Consider the following 22,732-nt stretch of genomic DNA (forward strand, 5'->3'; position numbering starts at 1 on the left):
GATATGTTCAATACAAGTAGGGCAGTAAAACGTTATGAGTAAAGGAAAGGTATTAGTATTACATGGACCTAATTTAAATTTGTTAGGTAGTCGTCAACCTGAGATCTATGGTTACACGACGTTAGATGATGTGAATAACATGCTGCGAGAGAAAGCAGTAATGGCCGATTGGGACATAGCATGTTTGCAAAGTAATCATGAAGGCGCCCTGATCGATGCTATCCATGCCGCTCGTCTGGATGGCACCCAAGCAATTATTATCAACCCCGCTGCCTACACCCATACCTCCGTGGCCATTCTTGATGCCCTTAATGCTTTCGATGGAACAGTAATTGAGGTGCATTTATCTAATGTGCACAAGCGAGAAGCTTTCCGGCATCACTCCTATGTCTCGCTGCGTGCCGATGGAGTAATCGCCGGGCTAGGGGTTCAAGGCTACAAAGCTGCGTTAGAAGCGGTGGTGGTGGCGACTAATTAATATGTAATCGTATTTGCTCTACTTTATTTTTTAAAACAGGTAGGTACACATTGATCAAAGTGTCGAGATCGACCCGAGCAGCGTTGGTACTGATATTGATCGCGCCCATTAAATGCTGCTTGGCGTCGTAGACGGGCACCGCAATGGAACGAAGACCGGAGTCTAGCTCCTGATCAGAAACAGCATAACCCTGCTGTCGTGCTGTCATTATCTGGCTTCGGAGTTCATCAACGTCGGTCACCGTTTTATCGGTGTAGGCCTCAAGCACTATCGATGATAAGAAGTGATCAAGGTCAGTATCGCTGAGTTGGGCTAGAAGTATACGCCCCATGGAAGTATGCGCGGCAGGCAGCCTTGTCCCCACTGATAGGGTAATTGCCATTAAACGGTGTTTCGCTGCCGAGCGGGCGAGGTAAATAACGTCATTTCCCTCTAGCACGCCAAGCGACGAAGACTCCCCCGTTTCAGCGGTTATATCTTCCAAATAGTGTTGAATAACGTCTCTATAATTGTTAGCCGATAAAAAAGCATACCCTAACTGAAGTACTCTGGGCGCTAATTCAAAATAGCGCTGCTGCTTACGGACATACCCGAGCGCATGAAGAGTGAGTAAGAAACGCCTGGCTTTTGCTCGGTTCATCCCTGTACGCGTAGCAACTTCGCTTAGTGTCATTCGCGGATGTTCATGGTCGAATGCCTGTATCACCTCCAAGCCGCTGGCTAATGCTGTTACAAAATCACGGCTATCTTCACTCAGCATCTCTTCCTGCATTTTTATCGTCCATTACCTCAATGTTTACTAGGGGAAGGTTAACGCAAAAATGTTCGCATTGCGAACTTATGCCTTTGTAAAGACGCGGTGACGAGATTCTGCCGACGCTACAAATCGGTGCCTAGCATGCCCTGCTACTAAAGTTGTGTTTTTTAATAGGTTGGCAACAAAGTAATCTCAGCTATCAAGTTACGAATATATGTACGTATTACGAACAATAATTAAGCATGATAATGACTTAATCACGCACAGGAAGAAAAATGAACAAACTCCTTAGCTCTGCTTACTTGGCTGCCTGCACTAGCGCTCTGGCGCTTGGTCTCACTGTTTCCTCTGCCAGCGCTGATGAATGGCCGACTAACGATGTGCGCTTAGTCGTGCCTTATGCGCCAGGCGGCACTACCGATGTGTTATCGCGTCGCGTTGCCGATCTGCTTCAGCAAGAGCTTGACGCCAACGTCATTGTGGAAAATCGCCCCGGCGCTGGTTCTACGGTAGGTACTGGTCGTCTCGCTCGTGGTGGGCGTGATGCCGATCACACGATTTTAATGGCCTCCCCGGGCCACACCATCGGCGCCGCGATCTACCCTGATCTCACTTATGACCCGGTAGAAGACTTTGTTTTTCTACAAAACATGATCGATATTCCCAATGTCATGGTGGTGCCGGCAGACAGTCCTTACGAAAGCGTGGTTGAGTTTGTTGAAGCCGCAAAAGACGAGAACATGACCTTTAGTCACAGTGGAGTGGGCAGTTCCATCCACATGTCTGGCGAATTGTTTAAGACATTGACTGAGACCAACATGACCGCGGTGCCTTTTGCGGGCAGTGGCGCGGCACTCCCAGCGTTGTTGGGTGGCGATGTGGATGTGTCGTTTGAGAATATGCCAACGGTACTTTCACATATTCGTTCCGGCGATCTACGCGCGCTTGCGGTCACTTCTGCCGAGCGCTCTGAATATCTTCCTGATGTCTCCACACTGTCAGAAATTGGTGAATACAACCTAGACCAGTTCATCACGACCGCTTGGTTTGGCCTGATTGCTCATAGCTCTTTCCCTGAAGAAGCGCAGACTAAAATGCGAGAAGCACTCGCCAACGTGATGGAACGTGAAGAGTTTTTGGATTTCGCTGAGCAGTTAGGCGCTGAGCCAGGCCAAGTGGCTGGTGATGAATTTAAGCAGTTCATTGCCGATGACCTGCAGCGTTGGGAAGAGGTTGCCCAACAAGCCGGCATCAGCCAATAAGCCAAGTAGCTACCCATGAGTAAAGGCGAGGGCTTCGGCCCTCGCCTGACTTATTTCTATGGAGAAGGCAGCGATGACGACATCGGATCCCAAGCGCAGGGTGAAGATAAAGGACATGGGTGATGTGATAGCGGGGGTCGTCCTTCTTGTTTTTGCCCTTGTGCTGGTCTTTTACTTGGTACCCAACTACATCAACGAACCGCCTATTCTGCAGAATCCGATGATGTCGCCCCAGTGGCTGCCACGTATCGTGGGCTGGTTAATCGTGCTGTTTTCTATATTGCTTATCGGCCAGGGACTACTGATATCAGGTCCTAGCGAGGATGACGAGCGCTCGATTGAAAAAGGCTCGCCGCGGCGGTTTTTTATGATGGTCGTGGCTTTAGTGATTTATGTTGCCTTGTTTGAATCAATGGGCGCGGTGTTCAGCGGCATTTTGGCCACACTGGTGCTATTCGTGGCACACCCCGTTCGCACGTGGTGGGTATATAGCATGGCGTTCCTGTTTCCGATCGTCGTGGCACTCTTGTTTGTTGAAGTGATGAATGTGCCGCTTCCGATGCTGCCTTTTTGGCTCTGAGTGACTGTTTATTCTTTCTAGGTGAGCTATGGAAAATTTTTCGGAAGTCATACAGCTATTCGTGAGCCTGGAGAACTTTCTGGCGATTGCGGTGGGGGTCGTCATTGGGGTGGTGGTTGGTTCGATCCCCGGGTTAACGGCCACCATGGCGGTGGCGCTAGCCCTGCCGTTTACTTTCTCAATGCAGCCAATCGCCGCCATTTTGCTGTTAGTCGGGATTTACAAGGGCGGCATGTATGGTGGCTCGATTACAGCGATCTTGATAAGGACACCAGGCTCGCCCGCTTCTGCCTGTACACTGCTCGATGGCTACCCCATGGCTCAGCAAGGGCATGCGAAGAAAGCACTTAAAGCCGCTCTCTACGCTTCTGTGATCGCTGATTTTATCTCTAATATTGCGTTGATCTTCTTTGCCGCTTATTTGGCTAAAATCGCGCTTAATTTCGGCGCGCCTGAGTTTTTCTGGCTGATCTGCTTCTCTCTCACCATCATTATTTCTCTCGCCAGTGGCTCCATGATCAAAGGGTTGATGGCCGCCCTGCTGGGCATACTGCTTTCCATGGTGGGGCTGGACGATGTCTTCGGCTCGCAGCGTTTGACCTTTGGCAACTACAACCTAATGGACAGCATCTCCTTTATTCCGCTGTTGATTGGCCTGTTCGCCATTCCGGAAATTATCGAGTTTTATCGTAAGAAAGCGGTGCCCCACATCAAGGCCAAGGCGAGCGGGGCAGGCTTGGCTTTCTCTGAACTTAAACGCTGCATGAAAAGTATCGTGCGTGGCAGTTTAATCGGGGTCATTATCGGGGCCATCCCCGGTACCGGGGCCACTGCCGCGGCTTTTATCTCCTATAGCGATGCCCGTCGACGCTCTCCTAACAAAGCCAATTTCGGTAAAGGCGAAGTTGAGGGGGTGGCGGCGGCTGAAGCCGGCAATAACGGCGTTGCTGGCGCTACGATGATCCCGCTGCTGTCATTAGGCATTCCTGGCGATGTGATCACGGCGATTATTCTCGGCGCCTTTATGGTGCACGGGTTAACGCCTGGCCCGCTAATGTTTCAAGAGAACCTGTCACTCATCTATGCGCTCTTCATGGGCATCATGCTGAGCTCGGTTATCCTGCTGGTGGTGGGCAATGTCGCCATCAAGTACTTCTCACTGATTGCTGACATACCCAAACCGATTCTGTTTCCGATTGTGCTGATGTTTTGTGTTTATGGCGCCTATGCCGTCAATAATGACACTTTCGATGTGGGGTTGATGCTGGCTTTCGGGGTGTTGGGGTATATCTTTAACCGGGCGGCCATTCCCGCCGCACCTTTTCTCATTGGTTTTATTCTGGGGCCGATGTTTGAAGATAACCTGCGTCGCTCGCTTTTAATTGGCTCCAACGATCTGTCTATCTTTGTGCGTGGTCCTATCACCTGGTTCTTTATCGCCCTGACAGTGGGTTCTCTTGCCTTGGCGTTTTATCGCTTTTTGGAGGGACGTCGAAAGGCCCGCCAGACCGATATGGTGTCGAAGGTCTGAGTAGATTCGCGAGCGCCGCTCCTGTTACTGGCCTGGAGCGAGGGGCGCTGGCGAAGCGATATTGATTGAAGCGGTCCAACCACACTCTGAAGGGGAGATGATGCGATGGCGGGTCCGTTGGCAGGCTTGCGCGTACTGGATCTAAGCCGGGTAATGGCGGGGCCTTGGTGTACCCAGATACTGGCGGATATGGGCGCTGAGGTCATCAAGATCGAACACCCCACACTTGGTGATGATACCCGTCACTGGGGGCCTCCCTGGTTAAAAGACCGGGAGGGCAACGACACCGCGGAATCGGCCTATTACCTTTCCGCCAATCGCGGCAAACATTCGGTGACCGTGGATATCGGCCAGCCTGAAGGTCAGGCGCTGGTGCGTGAACTGGCAGCTGAAAGCGATATTCTGGTAGAGAACTTCAAAAGCGGTGGTTTGGCAAGAAAAGGGCTCGACTACGCGACATTAGAGGCGATCAATCCGCGACTGATTTACTGCTCGATTACCGGATTTGGCCAGACGGGGCCAATGGCCTCCATGGCAGGTTACGACTATCTGATTCAAGCACAAGCCGGATTAATGAGCATTACCGGAGCCGCCGATGGAGAACCGGGTGCTGGGCCACAGCGGGTAGGCATGGCCGTTTCAGACCTGACCACCGGGATGAACGCTACCATCGCTATTCTTGGCGCATTGCACCACCGGCACCAGACGGGGGAGGGCCAATATATCGATATGGCGCTGCTGGATGTTCAGGTGAGCTGGCTGGCGAACCAAGCGATGAACTACTTTTGCAGTGGCACCCCACCGACCCGGACGGGCGAATACCATCCTAACCTAGTGCCCTACCAGCCGTTTCCGACGGCGGACGGTGAAAAGGTCATCATTGCGATCGGTAACGATGGGCAGTTCAGGCGCTTCTGTGAGGCCGTCGGGCGACCTGATTTGGCAAGCGATCCCCGGTTCAGCACTAACCCTGAACGCGTCAAGCATCGGCTTGATCTAATCCCGCAGATGGTCACCATCACCCAAGGGCGCTCAAGCCGTGAGTGGATTGAGGTACTCAGCGCCATCAGCGTTCCCTGTGGGCCGATTCAGAATATTGCTCAGGTCTTTGATGATCCGCAGGTGAAAGCGCGAAACATGCAGGTTGCGCTGGAGACCGAAAAGGGCTCAATACCGGGGGTGGCCAATCCGATCAAATACTCCAAAACTCCCTTGGCGTATCGTAAGCCGCCGCCACGCTTGGGCGAGGACACGGATAGCGTGTTAGCGCGCTTATTGCACAAAGGCGCTGAGGAAATCAGCACCCTGCGTGAAAAAGGGGTCGTGAAGTAGCTTCACTACCCCTAGCCGACGGTCACCCCGCCACATACGAACAGCGTCTGGCCAGTAATAAATCCACTGCGCTCATCACAGTAGAAGCTAACGGCCTGAGCGACATCCTCGGGCTGGCCCATGCGTTTTAGCGGAATATTGTCGACGATGCGCCGGGCGCGCTCAGAATCGGGTGGGTTGTTTTGCCAGAAAGCGCTGGTCGCAATGGGGCCAGGCGCAACGCAATTAACCGTAATATTGTGTTCGGCAAGTTCCAGTGCCCATGTGCGCGCCATGGATTGCAGTGCGCCTTTGGTGGCGCTATAGATCGTACGTGCCTCTTTGCCAAGTACCACTCGGCTGGTGTTCAGAACGATACGCCCCATGCCACTGGCCTTCATGCTGGGGAGCAGCGCCTGGGTGCAGATCAGCGCAGAGCGTACGTTCAGATGCATTAATTTATCGAAGTCCTCAAGCTGCGCCTCTTCAATCAGTGCGGGCGCAACAATGCCTACGTTATTGACCAGCCGTGTTACGGCATGGTGTTCGGCGATTTCTGCCATGACGCGGCGAGTAGCGTCTGCATCAGCCAGATCGATCTGATAAGCATCGGCTTGCAGGGTCGGCGCTTCGGGTTCGACGATATCCACCACGACCACGCGATAGCCATCTTGCTGTAAGCGCAGGGCGATGGCTTGACCAATGTTTCTCGCGCCACCGGTCACGACGGCGCAGGGCTGTTGATCAGCAGGTTGGCTCATTTTGTTATCCTTGGCTGCGAAAGTTTTATCTTTGTTTGCGTTCGTGGTTTAAAACGTTATTAGTCCTGACAGCGTCATTAGCCAGATGATCAGGCTGAGCGTGAAGAAAGAAGCGATCGTCCCCACTAGCATGGCGGTGGCGCTAACCCCGCCTAAGCCGTAGCGCTGGCCGAATAGCGGATAAATACTAATCATTGGCGAGGCAGCGAATAAGAGCGCACCGGCAAAGTAGATCAGTTCGATATCCGGAATCAGCAGGAACGCGACCAGGATGGCGAGGGGGTGAATGAGCAGCTTGCCGATCACGATTTGCCCCACATCACGCATCATGCCCTTAACGTGAAGGCCAAATAGCGACCCCCCGATAACGAACAGCGCCGCTGGCCCCGCCGCATCCGCCAGCATATCGATCACTTTCTCAACTGGGCCGGGTATGGCGACGCCTGTTACTGCAATCACTATACCCACCGTGAGCCCGATGAGTACCGGATTTTTGGCCAGATTGAGCGCCGTTTGGCGAACGGTTTTCCATACGCTTGATCCATGCTGGTTACCCATTTCAGCCAGGATCAGTGCGGTGGGAATTACAAGCAGGTTCTCAATGAGCATGTTGAGCGCCAAGAGCACCGCCGCCGGCGAACCGATGACCATTGCCGCCACCGGATAGCCAACGAAACCACTGTTGGATGCGGCCATCCCCAGCGCTTGCATCGCACTGGCGTTAAGGGGCTGGCGCTGCAGCTTTAAGCAAAGCACCAACCCGGCCCCTAACACCGCTATCGAACCAAGCCCGTACGCCACCAGATAGTGAGGTTGTAAAATCGCCTCCAAAGGCTGCTGGTTTAGCGCGCGAATAACCAGGGCAGGCAGGGCGCAATACAGCACAAAAATACCGACGCCTTGCAACTGCTCACGCTGCATCACACCACTCCACCGAGCCACATAACCAATACCGATTAACAGGAAAATAGGAGTGGTAATCGCGAGTATTGCGAGCATAGCAGCCTCTTCAGCGCTTCATGGTAGTCAATAGCGTAGTTCGAATGGCGAATTATTGTACGCTACTTGCAGAGGCATTATGGCTTACTTTGCGCGCTTGGCGAGACAAGCTGTTCAATATAGTGAGTACGCAGCGGTATCACATGAGGGTCGATTTGCTCAGTAGCGATGCGATCATGTGTGAAAAAGCGAAACGCATCCACGCCTTGAAACACAAACAGATCAACGCCCGAGAGCGTTTTAGCACCGGCTTGCTGGGCGGCCTTCAAAAGCTCGGTATGGGCGGGAATGTAGACAGCATCAAACACCCAGTGCTGGGCGCCTAGCCCAGCAGTATCGATCGGGCAACCTGGGTGATTGATATGGCCGATCGGCGAGCAATTGACCACGCCTTGCCACTGGGATAGCTCGTGCTGCGCCTGCTCGGGGGTGATGCATTGTGCGGTGATGCCCATGCTGTTGAGGTCATGGCTAAGGTTTTGCGCGCGACGCTCATCGTGCTCAAGAATATGGACACAGCTGACCGAGAGCGCTCCTAGTGCGCATGCTACCGCCCGGCCCACGCCCCCAGCGCCGATCAATAAGACCTCCCCCGCAGGCTGGTCACCGAACGAGTGGCGGTAGGCGCTGATAAAACCGGTGTAATCCGTATTTTCAGCGCGTAAACCCGCCTCATCGAACAGTAATGTATTGGCGGTGCCAACGCGCTTCACACCTTCACCGCGGATATCGGCCAGCTGCGCGGCTTTCTCTTTAAAAGGGAAGGTGACATTGGTGCCGCGGTAACCCTCCTCACGCAGACTTTGAATGGCGTTGGGAAAATCAAAATCCACGACGCCCAGGCTGTCGACTAAATCGTAGCGCACCGGTACGCCCAAGGATGCCCCCAAGCGCTCATGCAGGTCGGGAGATTGCGATTTGGCGATGCCTTCGCCTACCAGTCCCAGCTTGATCATGCTTGTTTCTCCCCTGCGTCATGGTCGGGTGCGTCTTGCGTAATACCGTCAATGGCAGCTTCCAGGCGCTGCTGCGCGGTGACGCGTACAAAGGCGTTCGGTGCACCGAGCCCTTGGTAGCCGTCACGCTGCACCAGTTCAAAGAAAAACGCTTTGCTGCCGGGCTGCGTATACAGCTGATGGAAGTCACCGCTACTGTCTTGATCAAAGAGGATATGGTGCTCCTGCATCCACGCATGCGTTTGTGCCGGAAGGTCAAAGCGTGCGGCCAGGTCGCGGTAATAGTTGCCTGGAATCGGCAGTACCGGTATGCCCGCCTGTTGGAGTGCTGCGCTGGTATCGCGCATAGCGCTGGTGCGTAGGGCGACATGATGAATTCCCGAGCCGCCGTACTGGCGCACAAAGCGATTACTGGCAGTATCCGGCGAGGCGCTGGCATTAAGCGCCAAGCGAAAACGGCCGTTATGATTCTGTAGCACTTGGCTCTGGATCAAACCGCGAGGGTCGGTGACATCGAAAGAGGGCGTGGGCTCCAACTGGAAAATGGCACGGTACTGCAGCATCAACGAGAGATAGTCGTGGTAGGAGAGCGCCACGCTAATGTGGTCGATATCCACCAGTGCCCCCTGAGGAACGGGCTTAACATCGACAGGGAACTCGCGGTCCCAGGTACGGCTTAGCTGTGAATCATCAATAATATAGGAGAGGCTGCCATCCACATTGCGAAGCGCGCTCATGCGGTGGCTAGCACCGACCTCTTCGGGTTCGACGATATCGTATCCGAGCTTATCGGCGCGCTTGAATGCTTCATAAGCGTTGCCTACGCGCAGGCCGATGGCGGTGACCGCAGTGGCATCGCGCCCCGGCACACGGCCGGTAAAGCTCGATTCGGTGTTGAGCACCAAATTAACGTCACCGGCGGCCCAGCGCTCGGCATTCAGCGTATGGTGGCGCCCAACGCAGGCCATGCCCAGTGCGCTGAGTAGCTCTCGCAGCGACGCTAAATCTGCAGGCTCAACGGCGATCTCCAGAAAGGCGACCGACTCGATCGGCTGCGGCGCGGGAATTCCGCTGTCACTCTGCATACTGCGCAGCAAATGGTACGAGCGCAGCCCATCGCGGGCGGTCTGGTCGCTATGACCCATGCGAAAGACATCGTTAAAAATCTCGTGGGAGAGCGGGCCGTCGTAGCGGGTCTCTTCCAACATGGCCATAAAGCTGTCCATCTGTAGCTCACCCTGGCCAGGGAAGCAGCGGTAGTGGCGGCTCCACGATAGATGATCCATGGAAAGACGCGGCGCATCGGCAGTCTGTACCAGGAAGATGCGATCCCCCGGAATTCGCCCGATGGTGCCCAGCTCCGTCTGGCGGGAAAAGATGTGGAAGGTATCCAGCACTAAGCCAACATTAGGATGCGCGGCACGGCGCACTACCTCCCAACTATCGCGGTAATCGTGAATATGCCGCCCCCACGCCAGCGCTTCATAGGCGACGCGCAAATGGCGCCGCGCTGCACGCTCGCCGAGCTCATAATAGTCATCGGCGGCGCGGCTTAACCCCGGTAAGGAATCAGGGTGGACGGTACTGCAGGCCATTAGCAGATCCGTACCCAGCTCTTCCATGAGGTCGAACTTGTGCTCGGCGCGGTCAAACGCTCGCTCTCGCGCGCGCCCCTGTAGCCCCTCAAAGTCACGAAAGGGCTGGAGAGTGACCAGCTTAAGCCCACGGGAGCGAATCAGCTCACCTGCCTCACGGGGCGTGCCGGTGAACGCCGTGAGGTCGTTTTCAAAAAGCTCAAGGCCTTCGAAGCCAGCTTCGGCAATGGCGTCTACCTTCTCTTCCAACGAGCCGCTTAGGCAAACCGTGGCAATAGATGAGTACATGGCGTCATGCTCCTTATAGTGCGTTGAATCAGTAGCCCGCCAAGCGTGGCAGGAAGGTGACCAGCTCAGGCACAAAGGTAATCAGCAGCAAGATCAAAAACTGCACGCCCAGCATGGGTAGAATGCGGCGAATAATCGGCCCCATCCCCACCCCGGAGACAGACTCTGCAACAAATAGACAGAGCCCCATGGGTGGCGTGATCAGCCCCATCATCAGGTTGAAAATCACTACGATGCCGAAGTGCAGGGGGTCGATACCTAGCGCCATGGCAATGGGGTGAAGAATGGGCACGAGTACCAAAATGGCCGCGATGCCTTCCAAAAACAGCCCTACCACCAGTAATAGAAGAATGACGGCAATCAGGAAGGTCCACTGGGTATCGATACTCATCAGCGCCCAGTCAGTCAGCATGTTGGGCACACGTTCGAACGTTAGCACCCAGTTGGCGGCGGCAACCGCCCCCATGATGACCATGATCACCGCACTATCGCGCATGGCACGAGCGAAGATACCCGGCAGGTTGACCAGCTTGATGTTGCGGTAGAGCACGACGCCCAAAATTAACGCATAGACCACGGCAAAGGCCGCCGCCTCGGTGGGTGTCACAATACCGGCGAGAATCGCCCCAACGACAAAAACGGGCATCAGTGCGGGTAGTAAGCCGTGCAGAAGCGCGTGGCGCCGTGACTGCTGCTTGGTCTTTGAGGTGACCATGTCGCCAGCAAAAAAGTAGACGTAAATCGAAAGCCCTAGCGCCAGCAGAAAACCCGGCACAATACCGGCCAAAAAGAGCCCGGGTACCGACACGCCAGACACCGTGAGCGCATAGATAATCACTGGAATGCTGGGGGGAATAATGGGCCCAATTACCGAGGATGCAGCCGTCAGCGCAGCGGCAAAATCACGCGGATAACCCTCTTTTTCCATAGCGGGGATAAATACCCGCCCTAGCGCCGAGGTATCCGCTATCGCCGATCCTGAAAGCCCGGCAAAAATGACCGACGCCCAGATATTAACGTGTGCCAAGCCAGCTTTAAGACGGCCGACAATGGCGCTGGCCAGATTAATAATACGGTGAGTGATGCCCGCTTCGTTCATCAGCTCGCCAGCCAGAATAAACAGCGGAATCGCCAACAGCGGGAAAGACTCCATACCGCCGAAAAACTGCTGCGACACAATGCGAATGTGGTAGGGCAAATCGCCGGTGCTCATGAGCACCGTCAGCGAACCGAGGATGGCAAAGGCAAACGGCACCCCGAGTAATACGAGCGCTAAAAGCAGTATGAAAATCATGGCGAAGCCTCCTCACCAAGCTGCTCGTTCCAACGCAGCGCGCCCATCACCAGGGCAGAGAGACTGAGCAAGCCGCCGCCCATCAACATAGAAGCCTGAAACAGCCACATCGGCATCCCAGTACTGGACGAGGTGCGCCCGCCACGTGCGGCGATAAACTCAACCGCCGACACCATCAAACCAATCCCCACTACGAAGACGACCAGATCGACGAGCACGGCTTGCCAGCGCACCCAGCGCGGCGGCAGCAAGCGTCGAATAAGGTCAAAACCGATGTGCTTGTCTTGTAGATATGCCCAGGACATACCGAACATCAGGCCGTAAATCATCAGGTAGATGGCGGTGTCTTCTCCCCAGCTAATGGAACCGCCATAGGTGTAGCGGGCAAAGGCATTGCCCGCGACCAGCAAAAATATCAGCATCATGGCAAGCCCTGCCAAGCTGCCATTGAACAGGATCAGACCACGATGTAGCCGGGTGAGAAGAGCAGGCATAGGAGCACCTTCAATCAATAGTCAGGCACGCAGGTTGGCGGATGAACCACTGATGGTTCACCCGCAAGCGTTTGAACAGGTGGGATTAAAAGTTCGCGGAGGCCTCTTCGACGGCCGATGAGAGGCGGTCAATCCACTCGGCATCATCGCCAAGTTCGTCGCGTAGGTACGCTTGTACCGGCGGTTGTGCCGCTTCGCGGAAAGTGTCCATATGTTCAGCAGTGGGCTGGGTCACTTCCATGCCCTCTTCTTCCAGCTTGGTGATTCCCTGCGCCGAGTTGAACTGCTGGATAGCACGTCCAGTGGTGCCAGCAACGACAGCGGCACGTTTTACAGCAGCTTGCTCTTCTTCAGAGAGAGACTGGAATATCTCATCGTTGACCAGGATGTGATCAACGCCATAAACGTGGCGATCAAGCGTGAGGTAGTCTTGGAACTCGTAGAAGTTATTGCCGTAGATCACCGAGATAGGGTTCTCTTGGCCATCAACGACACCCGTGGCAAGCGCTGTCGGTACTTCACCCCAAGCGATGCCCTGGGGCTCGCCACCCAACGCGCTGACCATTTCCAGGTAGAGCGGAATGGTTTGTACGCGGAATTTCAGGCCTTCCATATCTTCGGGCGAGTTGATGGGGCGCACGGAGTTGGTGAAGTGCCGAAAGCCAGTCTCGCCGTAGGCTAATGTACGCAGGCCGGTTTGCTGTAAGCAGTGCTCCGCAAGTGCGGCGCCAAATTCGCCGTCCAATACTTGCCATGCCACTGGCGCCGACGGGAACGTGTAAGGGATATCCGTCACGGCCACCGCTGGGCAGAAATTGGCGTAGGCGCCGGAAACCATGGCGATGCTAATCGTGCCATCCTGGGCGCCTTCGATTAGCTCAGTTTCGCCGCCGAGAGAGCCGGCAGGGTAGAGTTCCACGGTGAGGTCAGTTTCAGCCTCGACAAGGTTTTTGAATACCTGGCCCGCCGCGCCTTTTTTCGACGTCGTCCAGTCATCTGGATCCACATGGGCAAAGCGCAGCGTTTGTGCGGAAGCGGTGGCGGCGGATGCTAGCGCGGCGGCAGCGATAGCCGCCGTCAAGGCGCGTTTTACGGAGGTAGGTTTTGATGCAAACAGTGGGCGTAAAGACATTGTTATTGTCCTCTTATTGGGCCGTTGTCAGGGGGTTGAAAAGACCTCTAGCAGTGGCGTGCGTGGCCTTTTAACCCTTTCCCGAGCAACAATGTACGAAATGGTACGTTCAGTCAAGCTATGGCATACTAGACAAAAGACGACCACGACAATAAAAGAGCATGCTCTATGACAGCCACTTCTACTAAAGCCAGCCCTCCTGCCACGCGGCGGCGTCGCAAAAACGATCCCGAATCCGTGCGCGCCGATATTCTCGCCGTGGCTACTCGTGAGTTCTCAGAAAAAGGCCTCTCTGGGGCAAGGATTGATGAGATCGCCGAGAAAACCCGTGCCTCCAAGCGGATGATTTATTACTACTTCAGTGATAAAGAGACACTTTATTTACATACCCTGGAGGCGGCTTACCAGAAAGTGCGCCTTCAAGAGGCCGAGTTGGATCTTGACCACCTGGCCCCGCTTGAAGCACTTAGCCGACTAGTGCGCTTTACCTTCTGTCATCACGCCAAGAATCCCGATTTTATTCGCCTGGTCATGATCGAAAATATTCACCATGGGCGCTTTATCGCGCAGTCAGCGCTGATTCAATCGCTCAATGCTGGGGTGATTGATGTGCTTACCAATGTGTATGCGCGAGGTGTCGAGGCTGGCTGCTTTCGTGAGGGTTTAGACCCAAGGGAGTTACACTGGCTGATTAGTGCGCTGTCGTTTTTCAATGTCTCCAACCAGCACACGTTCTCGCGAATTTTCGATTGGAAGCAAGCTGCGCCCGAGAACCAGAGTAAGTTAGAAGATCATGTAACTGAGATGGTGCTGCGTTATGTGGTCACGGATGCCACGCTATCCCAGTCATAAGTAAAGGCTTGGTTAGCGTTAGTTCGAATGGCGAACAACCGTACAATTATTTCCTGAGTCGTGCCTTTTTCAGTTACTTTGCTGGTTTGAGCAACGTTAATAGGAGGCTTGGCACCCATGCCTGCTGGATTTTTAAAACACCCTTTTATGAGTCAGCGTGCGGTCGCAGCTTGCGATGAAGACGCGATGGTGAACACCATGCTGGCCTTTGAGCTAGCGCTGGCCGAGGTTCAAGAAGCCAGCGGTGCTGTCCCCGTTGGCGTTAGCCAGCAAATGCGCCACCAATTGGAAATCGCGACGTTTAGTATCGCCGATATTGCCGAAGGCATTGCCAGCGGCGGTAATGCGGCCATCCCCTTCGTCAAGCAGGGCCGGGGACTGCTGGCCGATGAGCTCAAGCGCTACTGGCACCAGGGCGCGACCAGCCAGGATGTGGTCGACTCCGCGCTGATGCTGCTGCTTAAACCGCGCTTGGCGGCGCTGGATGAGTTACTGCTGCGCTGCCGTTCGGCGGCAACAGCGCTGATGGATGCTCATATCGACACGCCCATGGTCGGGCGTACGCTAATGCAGCAGGCGCTGCCGATCACCTTTGGCGTCAAGGTGGCCCACTGGGCGATCGGCCTTGAGCAGAGCCGCCGGCGGTTAAGCCACATTGAGCTCCCCGTTCAGTTCGGCGGTGCGGTGGGCGTGCACTCGGGTTGGGATAACGTTGGGCTTGAATGGATGGATGCGTTGGCCGAGCGGTTAGGCTTGGCAGCGCCGGTACTGCCCTGGCATACCGACCGCTACCCGATCCATGCTCTTGGCACCGCGTTAGATGCCGTGGCGGGCGCGGCTGAAAAAATCGCGCTGGATGTGTCGCTATTGACGCAAACCGAAGTCGGCGAAGTAGCGGAACCCTCGGCGCCCGGGATGGGGGAGTCCTCTTCTATGCCTCATAAGCGCAATCCGGTACGAAGCGCGCTGATTCGCGGTGCGGCGCGACAAGTGCATGGCCACACCAGCGTATTGGTCAACGCTGCCGCCCAGCCTCTTGAGCGAGGGCTAGGGGAGTGGCACGCGGAGTGGGCACCACTGATGGAAAGCGTTCTACTGGTGGAAGGCGCGCTGGAACAAGTGGCGGTGCTATTGGAAGGGCTCGAGGTCTACCCTGAACATATGCAGCGAAACTTGTCAGCCACCGGCGGCGGCATTATGGCCGAGCCCGCTGCTCGGTTACTGGCGCCTGCGCTAGGCACGGACAGAGCCAAGGCCGTTAGCGCAGAAGCAGCAGAAACCGCTCGTCAGGAAGCGCGCGCTTATGCAGAAGTGCTCTTAACCCATCCTGACGTAAAAGGGATTATTGACCCCGAGTCACTGCGTAAGGCTTGCGACCCCGCTTTATACCTTGGTAGCAGCATTGATCAGGTTCTGCGTACCCAAAAGTGGCTTAGAATAAGCTAATTACTTGAAAAGTAATATTTTTTAAAAAGCCTGTTAAGCGAGAGGTGATTCAAGGTTCACTGCTCAGCAGCACGGCAGGGTTTGACCCTAAAAGCGTTCGGCAGTAACTTGTTCGTATAGAGAATCTATGTTCGATTGACGAACAAGTATCGATAAGTACGCCAACGACCTGCTAAGAGGCACCCATCATGGCCGAGTTTTTGAGCTTGCATGACGCGGTAGCGCGCTACGTCCAAGACGGCGCCACCGTGGCCATGGAAGGCTTTACCCACCTGATTCCGTTTGCTGCGGGTCATGAAGTGATCCGTCAGAAAAAGCGCGACCTGACGCTGATCCGCATGACCCCCGATATCATCTATGACCAGATGATTGGCGCGGGCTGTGCCAAAAAGGTGATCTTCTCATGGGGTGGTAACCCTGGTGTGGGATCGTTACACCGCCTGCGTGATGCGGTCGAGAAAGGCTGGCCGTGCAAGATCGAGATTCTTGAGCATAGCCATGCCGCTATGGCCTGCGCCTTTGAAGCAGGCGCGGCGGGATTACCGATGGCGGTATTTCGCGGCTATATCGGTAGCGAGCTACCCAGCGTCAACGACCAAATCAAATTCATCGAGTGCCCGTTTACCGGCGAGCGCCTGGCGGCTGTACCGTCGGTGCGTCCGGATGTCTCGATCATCCACGCCCAACGGGCGGATCGCCAGGGGAACGTGCTGGTGGAAGGTATCGTTGGCGTACAGAAAGAGGCGGTGCTGGCGGCCAAGCACAGTATCGTCACGGTGGAGGAGATCGTCGATGACCTCAACGCCCACCCCAATGCCTGTGTGATTCCCAGCTGGGCGATCAGCGCCATTGCGGTGGCCGAAAAAGGCGCGCTTCCCTCGTACACCCATGGCTATTACGGTCGCAGCAACCTCTTCTACAAGGAGTGGGATGCCATCGCCCGAGATCGAGACACCTTCACCCGGTGGCTCGACGACAACGTCTTTAACGCTGTCCAAAATCATGTAGGGGAGAATATCTAATGAGTCTCGAATATACCTCTTCTGAAATGATGTCGGTGACCGCCGCACGGGCGTTGGAAAACGGCATGACCTGTTTTGTAGGTATCGGGCTGCCCTCGGAAGCCGCCAATCTCGCGCGTCTGACCCATGCCCCCGATGTGGTGCTGATTTATGAGTCCGGCACGCTGCAAACCAAGCCCGACATTCTGCCGCTCTCCATCGGCGACGGTGAGTTGTGCGAATCCGCGTTAACCACTGTGGCGGTGCCGGAGATGTTCCGCTACTGGCTGCAGGGCGGCAAGGTGGATGTGGGCTTTTTAGGCACCGCGCAAATCGACCGTTTTGCTAATCTAAACACCACGCTGATTGGCGATTACAAAGCGCCCAAGGTGCGTCTTCCGGGTGGCGGTGGTGCGCCGGAAATAGCCACCAACGCCGGTGAAGTCTTTATCACCCTGAAGCACTCAAAGCGCGCTTTCGTGAAAGATGTCGACTTTGTGACTACCTTGGGCTTTGGCCGCGACGGTAAAGGGCGCGATAACGTGCCTAATATCGGCAAAGGACCTACCCGCGTGATTACCGATCTGTGCGTGATGAAGCCCGACTCGGACACTAAAGAGTTGGTCGTGGTATCGCTACACCCTGGCGTGAGTCGCGAAGATGTGATTGAAGCCACCGGCTGGGAAGTTCGCTTTGCTGAACAGCTTGAAAGCACCCCTGAGCCCAGCGAGAAAGAGCTGATCATCCTGCGCGAATTAAAAGCGCGCACCGAGCGTGCCCACGCTGGCGAATAAGGAGATTGTTATGAGCGAGAAAGACGTCTATCTCTGTCATCCCCGCCGCACGGCCGTGGGGCGCTTCGGCGGCACCCTGGCCAGCGTGCGCCCGGATGATTTTGCCGCGACGATTTTTAAAGCCGTCCTGGCAGAAGCACCCGATCTCGATCCGGCCGCCATTGAAGAAGTCTTCATGGGCTGCGCCAACCAGGCCGGTGAAGATAACCGCAATGTGGCGCGCATGTCGTCGCTGCTGGCAGGCATTCCTACTTCGGTACCCGGCACGACCATGAACCGCCTGTGTGGTTCGGGTATGGACGCGGTCGGCACGGCGTTTCGTGCCATTAAAGCCGGCGAAATGGAGCTGGCGCTGGCAGGCGGCGTGGAGTCCATGTCCCGCGCACCCTACGTGATGGGCAAGGCCGACAGCGCTTTCGCCCGCAGTCAAAAACTCGAAGACACCACCATTGGCTGGCGTTTGGTCAACCCGCTGATGAAGAAAGCCTACGGCATTGATTCCATGCCGGAAACGGCGGAAAACGTCGCCGAGCAGTTCAATATCTCTCGCGAAGATCAGGATGCTTTTGCCCTGCGCTCCCAGCAGAAAGCCGCTGCCGCTCAACAGGCCGGACGCTTTGCCCAAGAAATTACTGCCATCGAGATCCCTCGGCGTAAGCAAGAGCCGCTGATTTTCGACCAGGACGAGCACCTGCGTGAAACCACGCTGGAGAAGCTCGCGGGCCTGCCGACGCCTTTCCGTGAGGGCGGCAGTGTAACCGCAGGCAACGCCTCCGGCGTCAACGACGGCGCAGCCGCCATGCTGGTGGCCAGTGAAGCAGCCGTCAAACAGCACGGCCTGAAGCCCATGGCGAAAATCATCGGTATGGCCACGGCTGGCGTTGAGCCGCGCATCATGGGCTATGGGCCGGTACCGGCCGTGCAGAAACTACTCAAGCGCACTGGTATCGCCATGGATGATATCGATGTGTTTGAGTTTAACGAAGCGTTTGCCGCCCAGGCGTTAGCCTGTATGCGCGATTTAGGGCTGGCCGACGATGACCCACGCGTTAATCCGAACGGCGGCGCGATTGCCTTGGGGCACCCGCTGGGTATGTCCGGTTCGCGTCTATTGTTGACTGCCGCCCATGAGTTGCAGAACAGCGGTAAGCGCTACGCGCTTTGCACCATGTGCGTTGGCGTAGGGCAGGGTATCGCCACGCTGATCGAACGGGTTTAACGGAGGCAGACATGGCGTTTCATACCATCAATGACCGTAGCGTGGCTTATCGGCTGCTCGGTGCGAAAGCTAATCCCCTCGTGGTGCTGGCGCACCCCTTGGGCATGACCCAGGCGGTTTGGGACGACGTGATCCCCGCGCTGTTGCCACGCTATCGAGTGCTGACCTGGGATCTTCCCGGCCATGGCTCTAGCCAGGCGGTTAGCGGCGAGAAGATCACGCCCGCTGATCTGGCCGCTGAGGCTCTTGAATTGGCAGAACTGGCGAGCGCTGAGCGCTTTCACTTTGCCGGTACGTCCATTGGCGGTGTCGTCGGCCAGCAGTTGATTGCCGCGCATAGCGACCGCTTGCTCTCCGTCACGCTAACCAATACCGGTGCGGTGATTGGCAATCCGGATCTCTGGAACACCCGTGCAGGCCGCGTGCGTCAGGAAGGCTTGGCGGCAATGTCTGAAGAGATCGTGCCGCGGTGGTTTGCCCCGGCAGCGTTTGAGGCTAGCCCCGCGCTGAAAGCAGGCTGGTGCGTGCAAATGGGCCGTGGCGATGATGAATCCTACGCTCAGCTGTGTGAGATGCTTGGCCGCGATACATTCACTGAAAAGCTCTCAGGTAAGAAAACGAAGGTACAGCTGTTTGGCGGCAGTGAAGATATGGCCACGCCGCCTGCCACGCTGGAAGCTCTGGCAGCGGAAATCGATGGTGCACCGCTGGAGATTTTTAACGGCATTGGCCACGTGCCTGCGGTAGAAGCCCCGGCGCTGTTCGCGCAAAAGCTCCTCGCGGTGCTGGCAACGGATCTGGACGATGTGGCCAACCACGGCGTGGCGTACGCCACTGGCCTGGAAACCCGCAAGCAGGTATTGGGAGAAGAGCATGTAGCGCGCTCGACCGCCAACGCCAACAGCCTGGATGCGCCCTTCCAGCAGATGATTACCCGCTTAGCCTGGGGTGAGCTGTGGAGCAACGACGACCTTACGCGCCGCGAGCGCAGCATGATCACCACCGGCATCCTTGCCGCGCTTGGCCGTGAAGAGTTAACGCTACACTTAAAAACCGCCAAGCGTATTGGCCTAACGGAAGCCGAGCTGCGCCAAGTGCTGATGCACGTGGCGATTTACGGCGGCGTTCCAGCGGCCAATCACGCCTTTGCGCTGGCCAAAGAGTTGGGCTGGGGCGAGTAGCGCGTCTAAATAATGGATGAGAGGTAAGGGTGATGACCCAGGATAACAAACGCTTTGTGGCCCGTGATCGCAACTGGCATCCGCCTGCCTTTGCGCCGGGCTATAAAACCTCGGTAGCGCGCTCGCCCCAGCAGGCGCTGGTGAGCATGCAGCAGCCGACCGTCTCTGAACTAACCGGACCGGACTTTAGCCACCTGCGCATGGGGCCACACGACAACGACCTGCTAATGAACTTCCGCCAAGAGGTGAGCCAGGGAGTTACTCAAGGTCAGGGGCTGCCCCAGGGCGAGCGGATCATTATGTTTGGCCGAGTCGTCGACCAGTTCGGCAAGCCCGTGCCGCACACCCTCGTTGAGATGTGGCAAGCGAATGCGGGTGGGCGCTACCGCCACAAAAACGACAAATACCTGGCGCCGTTGGATCCGAACTTCGGTGGCGTGGGGCGCTGCCTGACAGATGAGCAAGGTGTTTATCGTTTCCGCACCATTAAGCCCGGTCCTTACCCATGGCCGAATGACATGAACAGCTGGCGGCCTGCGCATATCCACGTTTCAGTGACCGGGCCCTCTATCTCCTCCCGGTTAATCACCCAAATGTACTTTGAAGGTGACCCACTGATTCCGCTATGTCCGATCGTGCATACGCTGAAAGACCCTGAGGCTGTTGAAACCATGATCGGCCGGTTGGACATGGCCAATAGCAAGCCGATGGACTGCTTGGCCTATCGTTTTGATATCGTGGTACGCGGCGAGCTGCAAACCTACTTTGAAAACCAATAAGGGCGAGGAGACATCATGAAACAGCCTTCTATTCAGCCCAACAGCCAGCCGACAAGCGAACTGATGCTGCGTGAAACCGCCTCGCAAACCGCTGGCCCCTACGTGCACATTGGTCTTGCTCTCGCTGCGGCGGGCAACCCCGTACGGGATGAAGAGATCTGGAGCGAGATGGCCAAGCCCGAGGCCGAGGGCGAGCACATCGAAGTGGTTGGTATTGTCATCGACGGCAACGGCGACTTGGTGCGCGATGCCTTTCTAGAAGCATGGCAGGCCGATGCTAACGGTGACTACCAGGCAGATTACGACCTCAGCAAGCCGTTCAATAGTTTCGGGCGTACCGCGACGACGTTCGATCACGGTAGCGAGTGGTCGTTAACCACCATCAAGCCCGGCGCGGTGAAACATCCCAGTGGCCAACCAATGGCCCCGCATATCAACCTGACGCTGTTTGCTCGCGGGGTGAATATCCACCTGCAAACGCGGCTCTATTTTGACGACGAAGCGGAAGCGAACGCTCAGTGCCCGGTGCTATCGCGCATCGAGTCGCCGGCGCGTCGCCAAACCTTAATCGCCAAGCGGGAAGAGGTGGATGGTAAGGTGCGTTATCGTTTGGATATTCGCCTGCAAGGAGAAGGCGAGACGGTGTTTTTCGATTTCTAGTCCCGTAGTCTGCAAGTTTGTGAATAAAAACCAAAAAGCGTTGCTTATCCGTAAGCAGCGCTTTTTTTGTTTGGGTTCGACCTTGGTCGGGCATTGATCTTGTAAAAATCCAACTTTTACCTGTCATTGTACCTTTTGGAGTCGGCGTAAAAGCAGCAACACTGGTGATTCGAGGCAGAAAGCTGAAAAGGCCGGATGACATAGCCTGAACATAGACGAATGTCGATTAGCCCTACGCCTCATAGTGAATTAATGTGAATACTTAAAGCGAACTACTATTCGCTATACGAACTTACAATAATCCAAAAAGTCCTGGAGGCTCCAATGAAAATGTCCCTATCCCGTTGTGTGTTGGCGGCAGCGATTGCTGGCCTTGCTGTTAGCTCGGCCCAGGCAGAAACTACGCTGCGTATGGCGCACTTTTGGCCTGGCCCTTCAGGCGTTAACCAAGATGTGTTGCAAGCGTGGGCCGATACCATTGAAGAAGAGTCCAATGGCGATCTAACCATTCAAATGTTCCCCGCCGGTACCTTAGCCAAACCGGATTCCATTTATGAAGCCGCTGCCAACGGCATCGCCGATATTGGTGCCACGGCACAGGGTTACACGGCTGGTCGTTTCCCGCTGTCGCAAATTGTCGAATTGCCCGGTGTAGCCTCAACGGCAACGCAAGGGGCGTGTGTGCTGCAAACGCTCTATGATGACGGCCATTTGGATAGCGAATACGAAGATACCCGCCCGCTGTTTATGTTTACCACCGGCCCCGGTGGTATCCACACCATCGACACCGATGTGCAAACCCCTGCCGACCTGGAAGGCCTGCGCATTCGCCGCCCCACTGCCGTGGCGGGTGAGATGCTGGAAAATATGGGTGCAAGCCCGGTGGGTATGCCAGCGCCAGACATTTACACCTCCATGCAGCGGGGCGTGATCGAGGGCTTGAGCTTTCCTTGGGAGGGGCTGAAAGGTTTCCGCGTTAATGAGCTAGTCAATTATCACACCGAAGTGCCGTTCTATACGCTGATCTTTGTTGCCACCATGAACCAGCGTGCCTACGACGGCCTGACCCCGGAGCAGCAAGCGGTCATTGATAGTAACTCAGGCATGAAATGGGCTGAAAACGCCGGTGCAGTGTTTGATCGCCTGGATGTGGAAGGTAAGCAAGAAGCGGTTGATGCGGGCCACACCATCCGTGAAATTGAAAACCCGCTTCAGCACCCTGATTGGCAAGAGCCGCTCGAAACCGGTATCGAAAACTACCTAACGCAGTTGGAAGAGCGTGGTTTGAGCCAAGCTCGTGAGGTGTATGAGGCTGCACTGGCCGCTAGCGAGTCTTGTGGTACCCAAGAGGGGTAAGTTTTC

At 55.7% G+C, this 22,732-nt stretch carries 22 protein-coding genes; 14 read left to right on the forward strand and 8 right to left on the reverse strand.

Annotated elements, in window-relative coordinates; genetic code table 11:
• The first annotated feature begins 34 nt into the window (after positions 1–34).
• Positions 35–478 carry a type II 3-dehydroquinate dehydratase gene (gene aroQ / locus ACUN8H_RS14510; protein WP_445532778.1) on the forward strand — a complete coding sequence of 148 codons (444 nt, stop codon included), beginning with the start codon at positions 35–37 and terminating at the stop codon, positions 476–478.
• On the opposite strand, the gene ACUN8H_RS14515 is transcribed toward aroQ, so the two are convergent.
• Positions 471–1,250: an IclR family transcriptional regulator domain-containing protein gene (locus tag ACUN8H_RS14515; protein ID WP_445532779.1), complete on the reverse strand. Its 780-nt coding sequence runs from the start codon at positions 1,248–1,250 to the stop codon at positions 471–473. The two genes, aroQ and ACUN8H_RS14515, sit on opposite strands and share 8 nt — an antisense overlap.
• Before the next feature lie 260 nt (positions 1,251–1,510).
• Here ACUN8H_RS14515 and ACUN8H_RS14520 point away from each other — a divergent pair, with 260 nt between their 5' ends.
• The 4 genes from ACUN8H_RS14520 to ACUN8H_RS14535 all read left to right on the forward strand — a co-directional run bounded on the left by ACUN8H_RS14520 (position 1,511) and on the right by ACUN8H_RS14535 (position 5,940).
• Complete coding sequence (locus ACUN8H_RS14520) at positions 1,511–2,497, forward strand: Bug family tripartite tricarboxylate transporter substrate binding protein (protein WP_445532780.1); 987 nt, start codon at positions 1,511–1,513, stop codon at positions 2,495–2,497.
• A gap of 73 nt (positions 2,498–2,570) precedes the next feature.
• Positions 2,571–3,077, forward strand: coding sequence for a tripartite tricarboxylate transporter TctB family protein (locus ACUN8H_RS14525; protein ID WP_445532781.1), 507 nt, complete (start codon positions 2,571–2,573; stop codon positions 3,075–3,077).
• Positions 3,078–3,105: 28 nt separating this feature from the next.
• Complete coding sequence (locus tag ACUN8H_RS14530) at positions 3,106–4,608, forward strand: tripartite tricarboxylate transporter permease (protein WP_445532782.1); 1,503 nt, start codon at positions 3,106–3,108, stop codon at positions 4,606–4,608.
• Positions 4,609–4,713: 105 nt separating this feature from the next.
• Entirely contained in the window at positions 4,714–5,940 is a 1,227-nt protein-coding gene (locus ACUN8H_RS14535) for a CaiB/BaiF CoA transferase family protein (RefSeq protein WP_445532783.1), read from the forward strand.
• Positions 5,941–5,951: 11 nt separating this feature from the next.
• On the opposite strand, the gene ACUN8H_RS14540 is transcribed toward ACUN8H_RS14535, so the two are convergent.
• The 7 genes from ACUN8H_RS14540 to ACUN8H_RS14570 all read right to left on the reverse strand — a co-directional run bounded on the left by ACUN8H_RS14540 (position 5,952) and on the right by ACUN8H_RS14570 (position 13,438).
• Complete coding sequence (locus ACUN8H_RS14540) at positions 5,952–6,680, reverse strand: SDR family NAD(P)-dependent oxidoreductase (protein WP_445532784.1); 729 nt, start codon at positions 6,678–6,680, stop codon at positions 5,952–5,954.
• A 48-nt stretch (positions 6,681–6,728) separates the two neighbouring features.
• A complete protein-coding gene (locus tag ACUN8H_RS14545; RefSeq protein ID WP_445532785.1) occupies positions 6,729–7,679 on the reverse strand; it encodes an AEC family transporter in 951 nt (316 codons plus the stop codon).
• Between the two features lie 77 nt (positions 7,680–7,756).
• Positions 7,757–8,635 (reverse strand): shikimate dehydrogenase family protein, encoded by an 879-nt coding sequence (locus tag ACUN8H_RS14550; RefSeq protein ID WP_445532786.1) that lies wholly within the window; start codon positions 8,633–8,635, stop codon positions 7,757–7,759.
• A complete protein-coding gene (locus ACUN8H_RS14555) occupies positions 8,632–10,518 on the reverse strand; it encodes a bifunctional sugar phosphate isomerase/epimerase/4-hydroxyphenylpyruvate dioxygenase family protein (protein ID WP_445532787.1) in 1,887 nt (628 codons plus the stop codon). Before ACUN8H_RS14555 ends, ACUN8H_RS14550 begins: the two co-directional genes overlap by 4 nt.
• A gap of 28 nt (positions 10,519–10,546) precedes the next feature.
• A complete protein-coding gene (locus ACUN8H_RS14560; RefSeq protein WP_445532788.1) occupies positions 10,547–11,812 on the reverse strand; it encodes a TRAP transporter large permease in 1,266 nt (421 codons plus the stop codon).
• The gene (locus tag ACUN8H_RS14565; RefSeq protein ID WP_290701350.1) at positions 11,809–12,306 is read right to left on the reverse strand and encodes a TRAP transporter small permease; all 498 of its coding nucleotides are present in this window, start codon (positions 12,304–12,306) and stop codon (positions 11,809–11,811) included. The genes ACUN8H_RS14560 and ACUN8H_RS14565 overlap by 4 nt, the downstream gene beginning before the upstream one ends.
• Positions 12,307–12,391: 85 nt before the next feature.
• Complete coding sequence (locus tag ACUN8H_RS14570; protein WP_445532789.1) at positions 12,392–13,438, reverse strand: DctP family TRAP transporter solute-binding subunit; 1,047 nt, start codon at positions 13,436–13,438, stop codon at positions 12,392–12,394.
• Between the two features lie 168 nt (positions 13,439–13,606).
• On the opposite strand from ACUN8H_RS14570, the gene ACUN8H_RS14575 reads away from it, so the two are divergent.
• The 9 genes from ACUN8H_RS14575 (at position 13,607) to ACUN8H_RS14615 (ending at position 22,726) form a co-directional block, all read left to right on the forward strand.
• Positions 13,607–14,290 (forward strand): TetR/AcrR family transcriptional regulator, encoded by a 684-nt coding sequence (locus ACUN8H_RS14575; RefSeq protein WP_445532790.1) that lies wholly within the window; start codon positions 13,607–13,609, stop codon positions 14,288–14,290.
• Between the two features lie 117 nt (positions 14,291–14,407).
• Positions 14,408–15,736, forward strand: a complete 1,329-nt coding sequence (locus tag ACUN8H_RS14580; RefSeq protein WP_445532791.1) for a class-II fumarase/aspartase family protein — start codon at positions 14,408–14,410, stop codon at positions 15,734–15,736.
• A 188-nt stretch (positions 15,737–15,924) separates the two neighbouring features.
• On the forward strand, positions 15,925–16,758 hold the full coding sequence (locus ACUN8H_RS14585; RefSeq protein ID WP_445532792.1) for a CoA transferase subunit A: 834 nt from the start codon (positions 15,925–15,927) through the stop codon (positions 16,756–16,758).
• Positions 16,758–17,531, forward strand: a complete 774-nt coding sequence (locus ACUN8H_RS14590; protein WP_445532793.1) for a CoA-transferase subunit beta — start codon at positions 16,758–16,760, stop codon at positions 17,529–17,531. Before ACUN8H_RS14585 ends, ACUN8H_RS14590 begins: the two co-directional genes overlap by 1 nt.
• Positions 17,532–17,541: 10 nt before the next feature.
• Positions 17,542–18,750: a 3-oxoadipyl-CoA thiolase gene (gene pcaF, locus ACUN8H_RS14595; protein ID WP_445532794.1), complete on the forward strand. Its 1,209-nt coding sequence runs from the start codon at positions 17,542–17,544 to the stop codon at positions 18,748–18,750.
• A gap of 11 nt (positions 18,751–18,761) precedes the next feature.
• Entirely contained in the window at positions 18,762–19,931 is a 1,170-nt protein-coding gene (locus tag ACUN8H_RS14600; protein ID WP_445532795.1) for an alpha/beta fold hydrolase, read from the forward strand.
• A 32-nt stretch (positions 19,932–19,963) separates the two neighbouring features.
• On the forward strand, positions 19,964–20,710 hold the full coding sequence (gene pcaH / locus ACUN8H_RS14605) for a protocatechuate 3,4-dioxygenase subunit beta (RefSeq protein ID WP_445532796.1): 747 nt from the start codon (positions 19,964–19,966) through the stop codon (positions 20,708–20,710).
• A gap of 15 nt (positions 20,711–20,725) precedes the next feature.
• Complete coding sequence (gene pcaG / locus ACUN8H_RS14610; protein WP_445532797.1) at positions 20,726–21,370, forward strand: protocatechuate 3,4-dioxygenase subunit alpha; 645 nt, start codon at positions 20,726–20,728, stop codon at positions 21,368–21,370.
• A 324-nt stretch (positions 21,371–21,694) separates the two neighbouring features.
• Positions 21,695–22,726 carry a TRAP transporter substrate-binding protein gene (locus ACUN8H_RS14615; protein WP_445532798.1) on the forward strand — a complete coding sequence of 344 codons (1,032 nt, stop codon included), beginning with the start codon at positions 21,695–21,697 and terminating at the stop codon, positions 22,724–22,726.
• Positions 22,727–22,732: the final 6 nt, after the last annotated feature.

Source organism: Vreelandella sp. V005 (genome assembly GCF_052645115.1).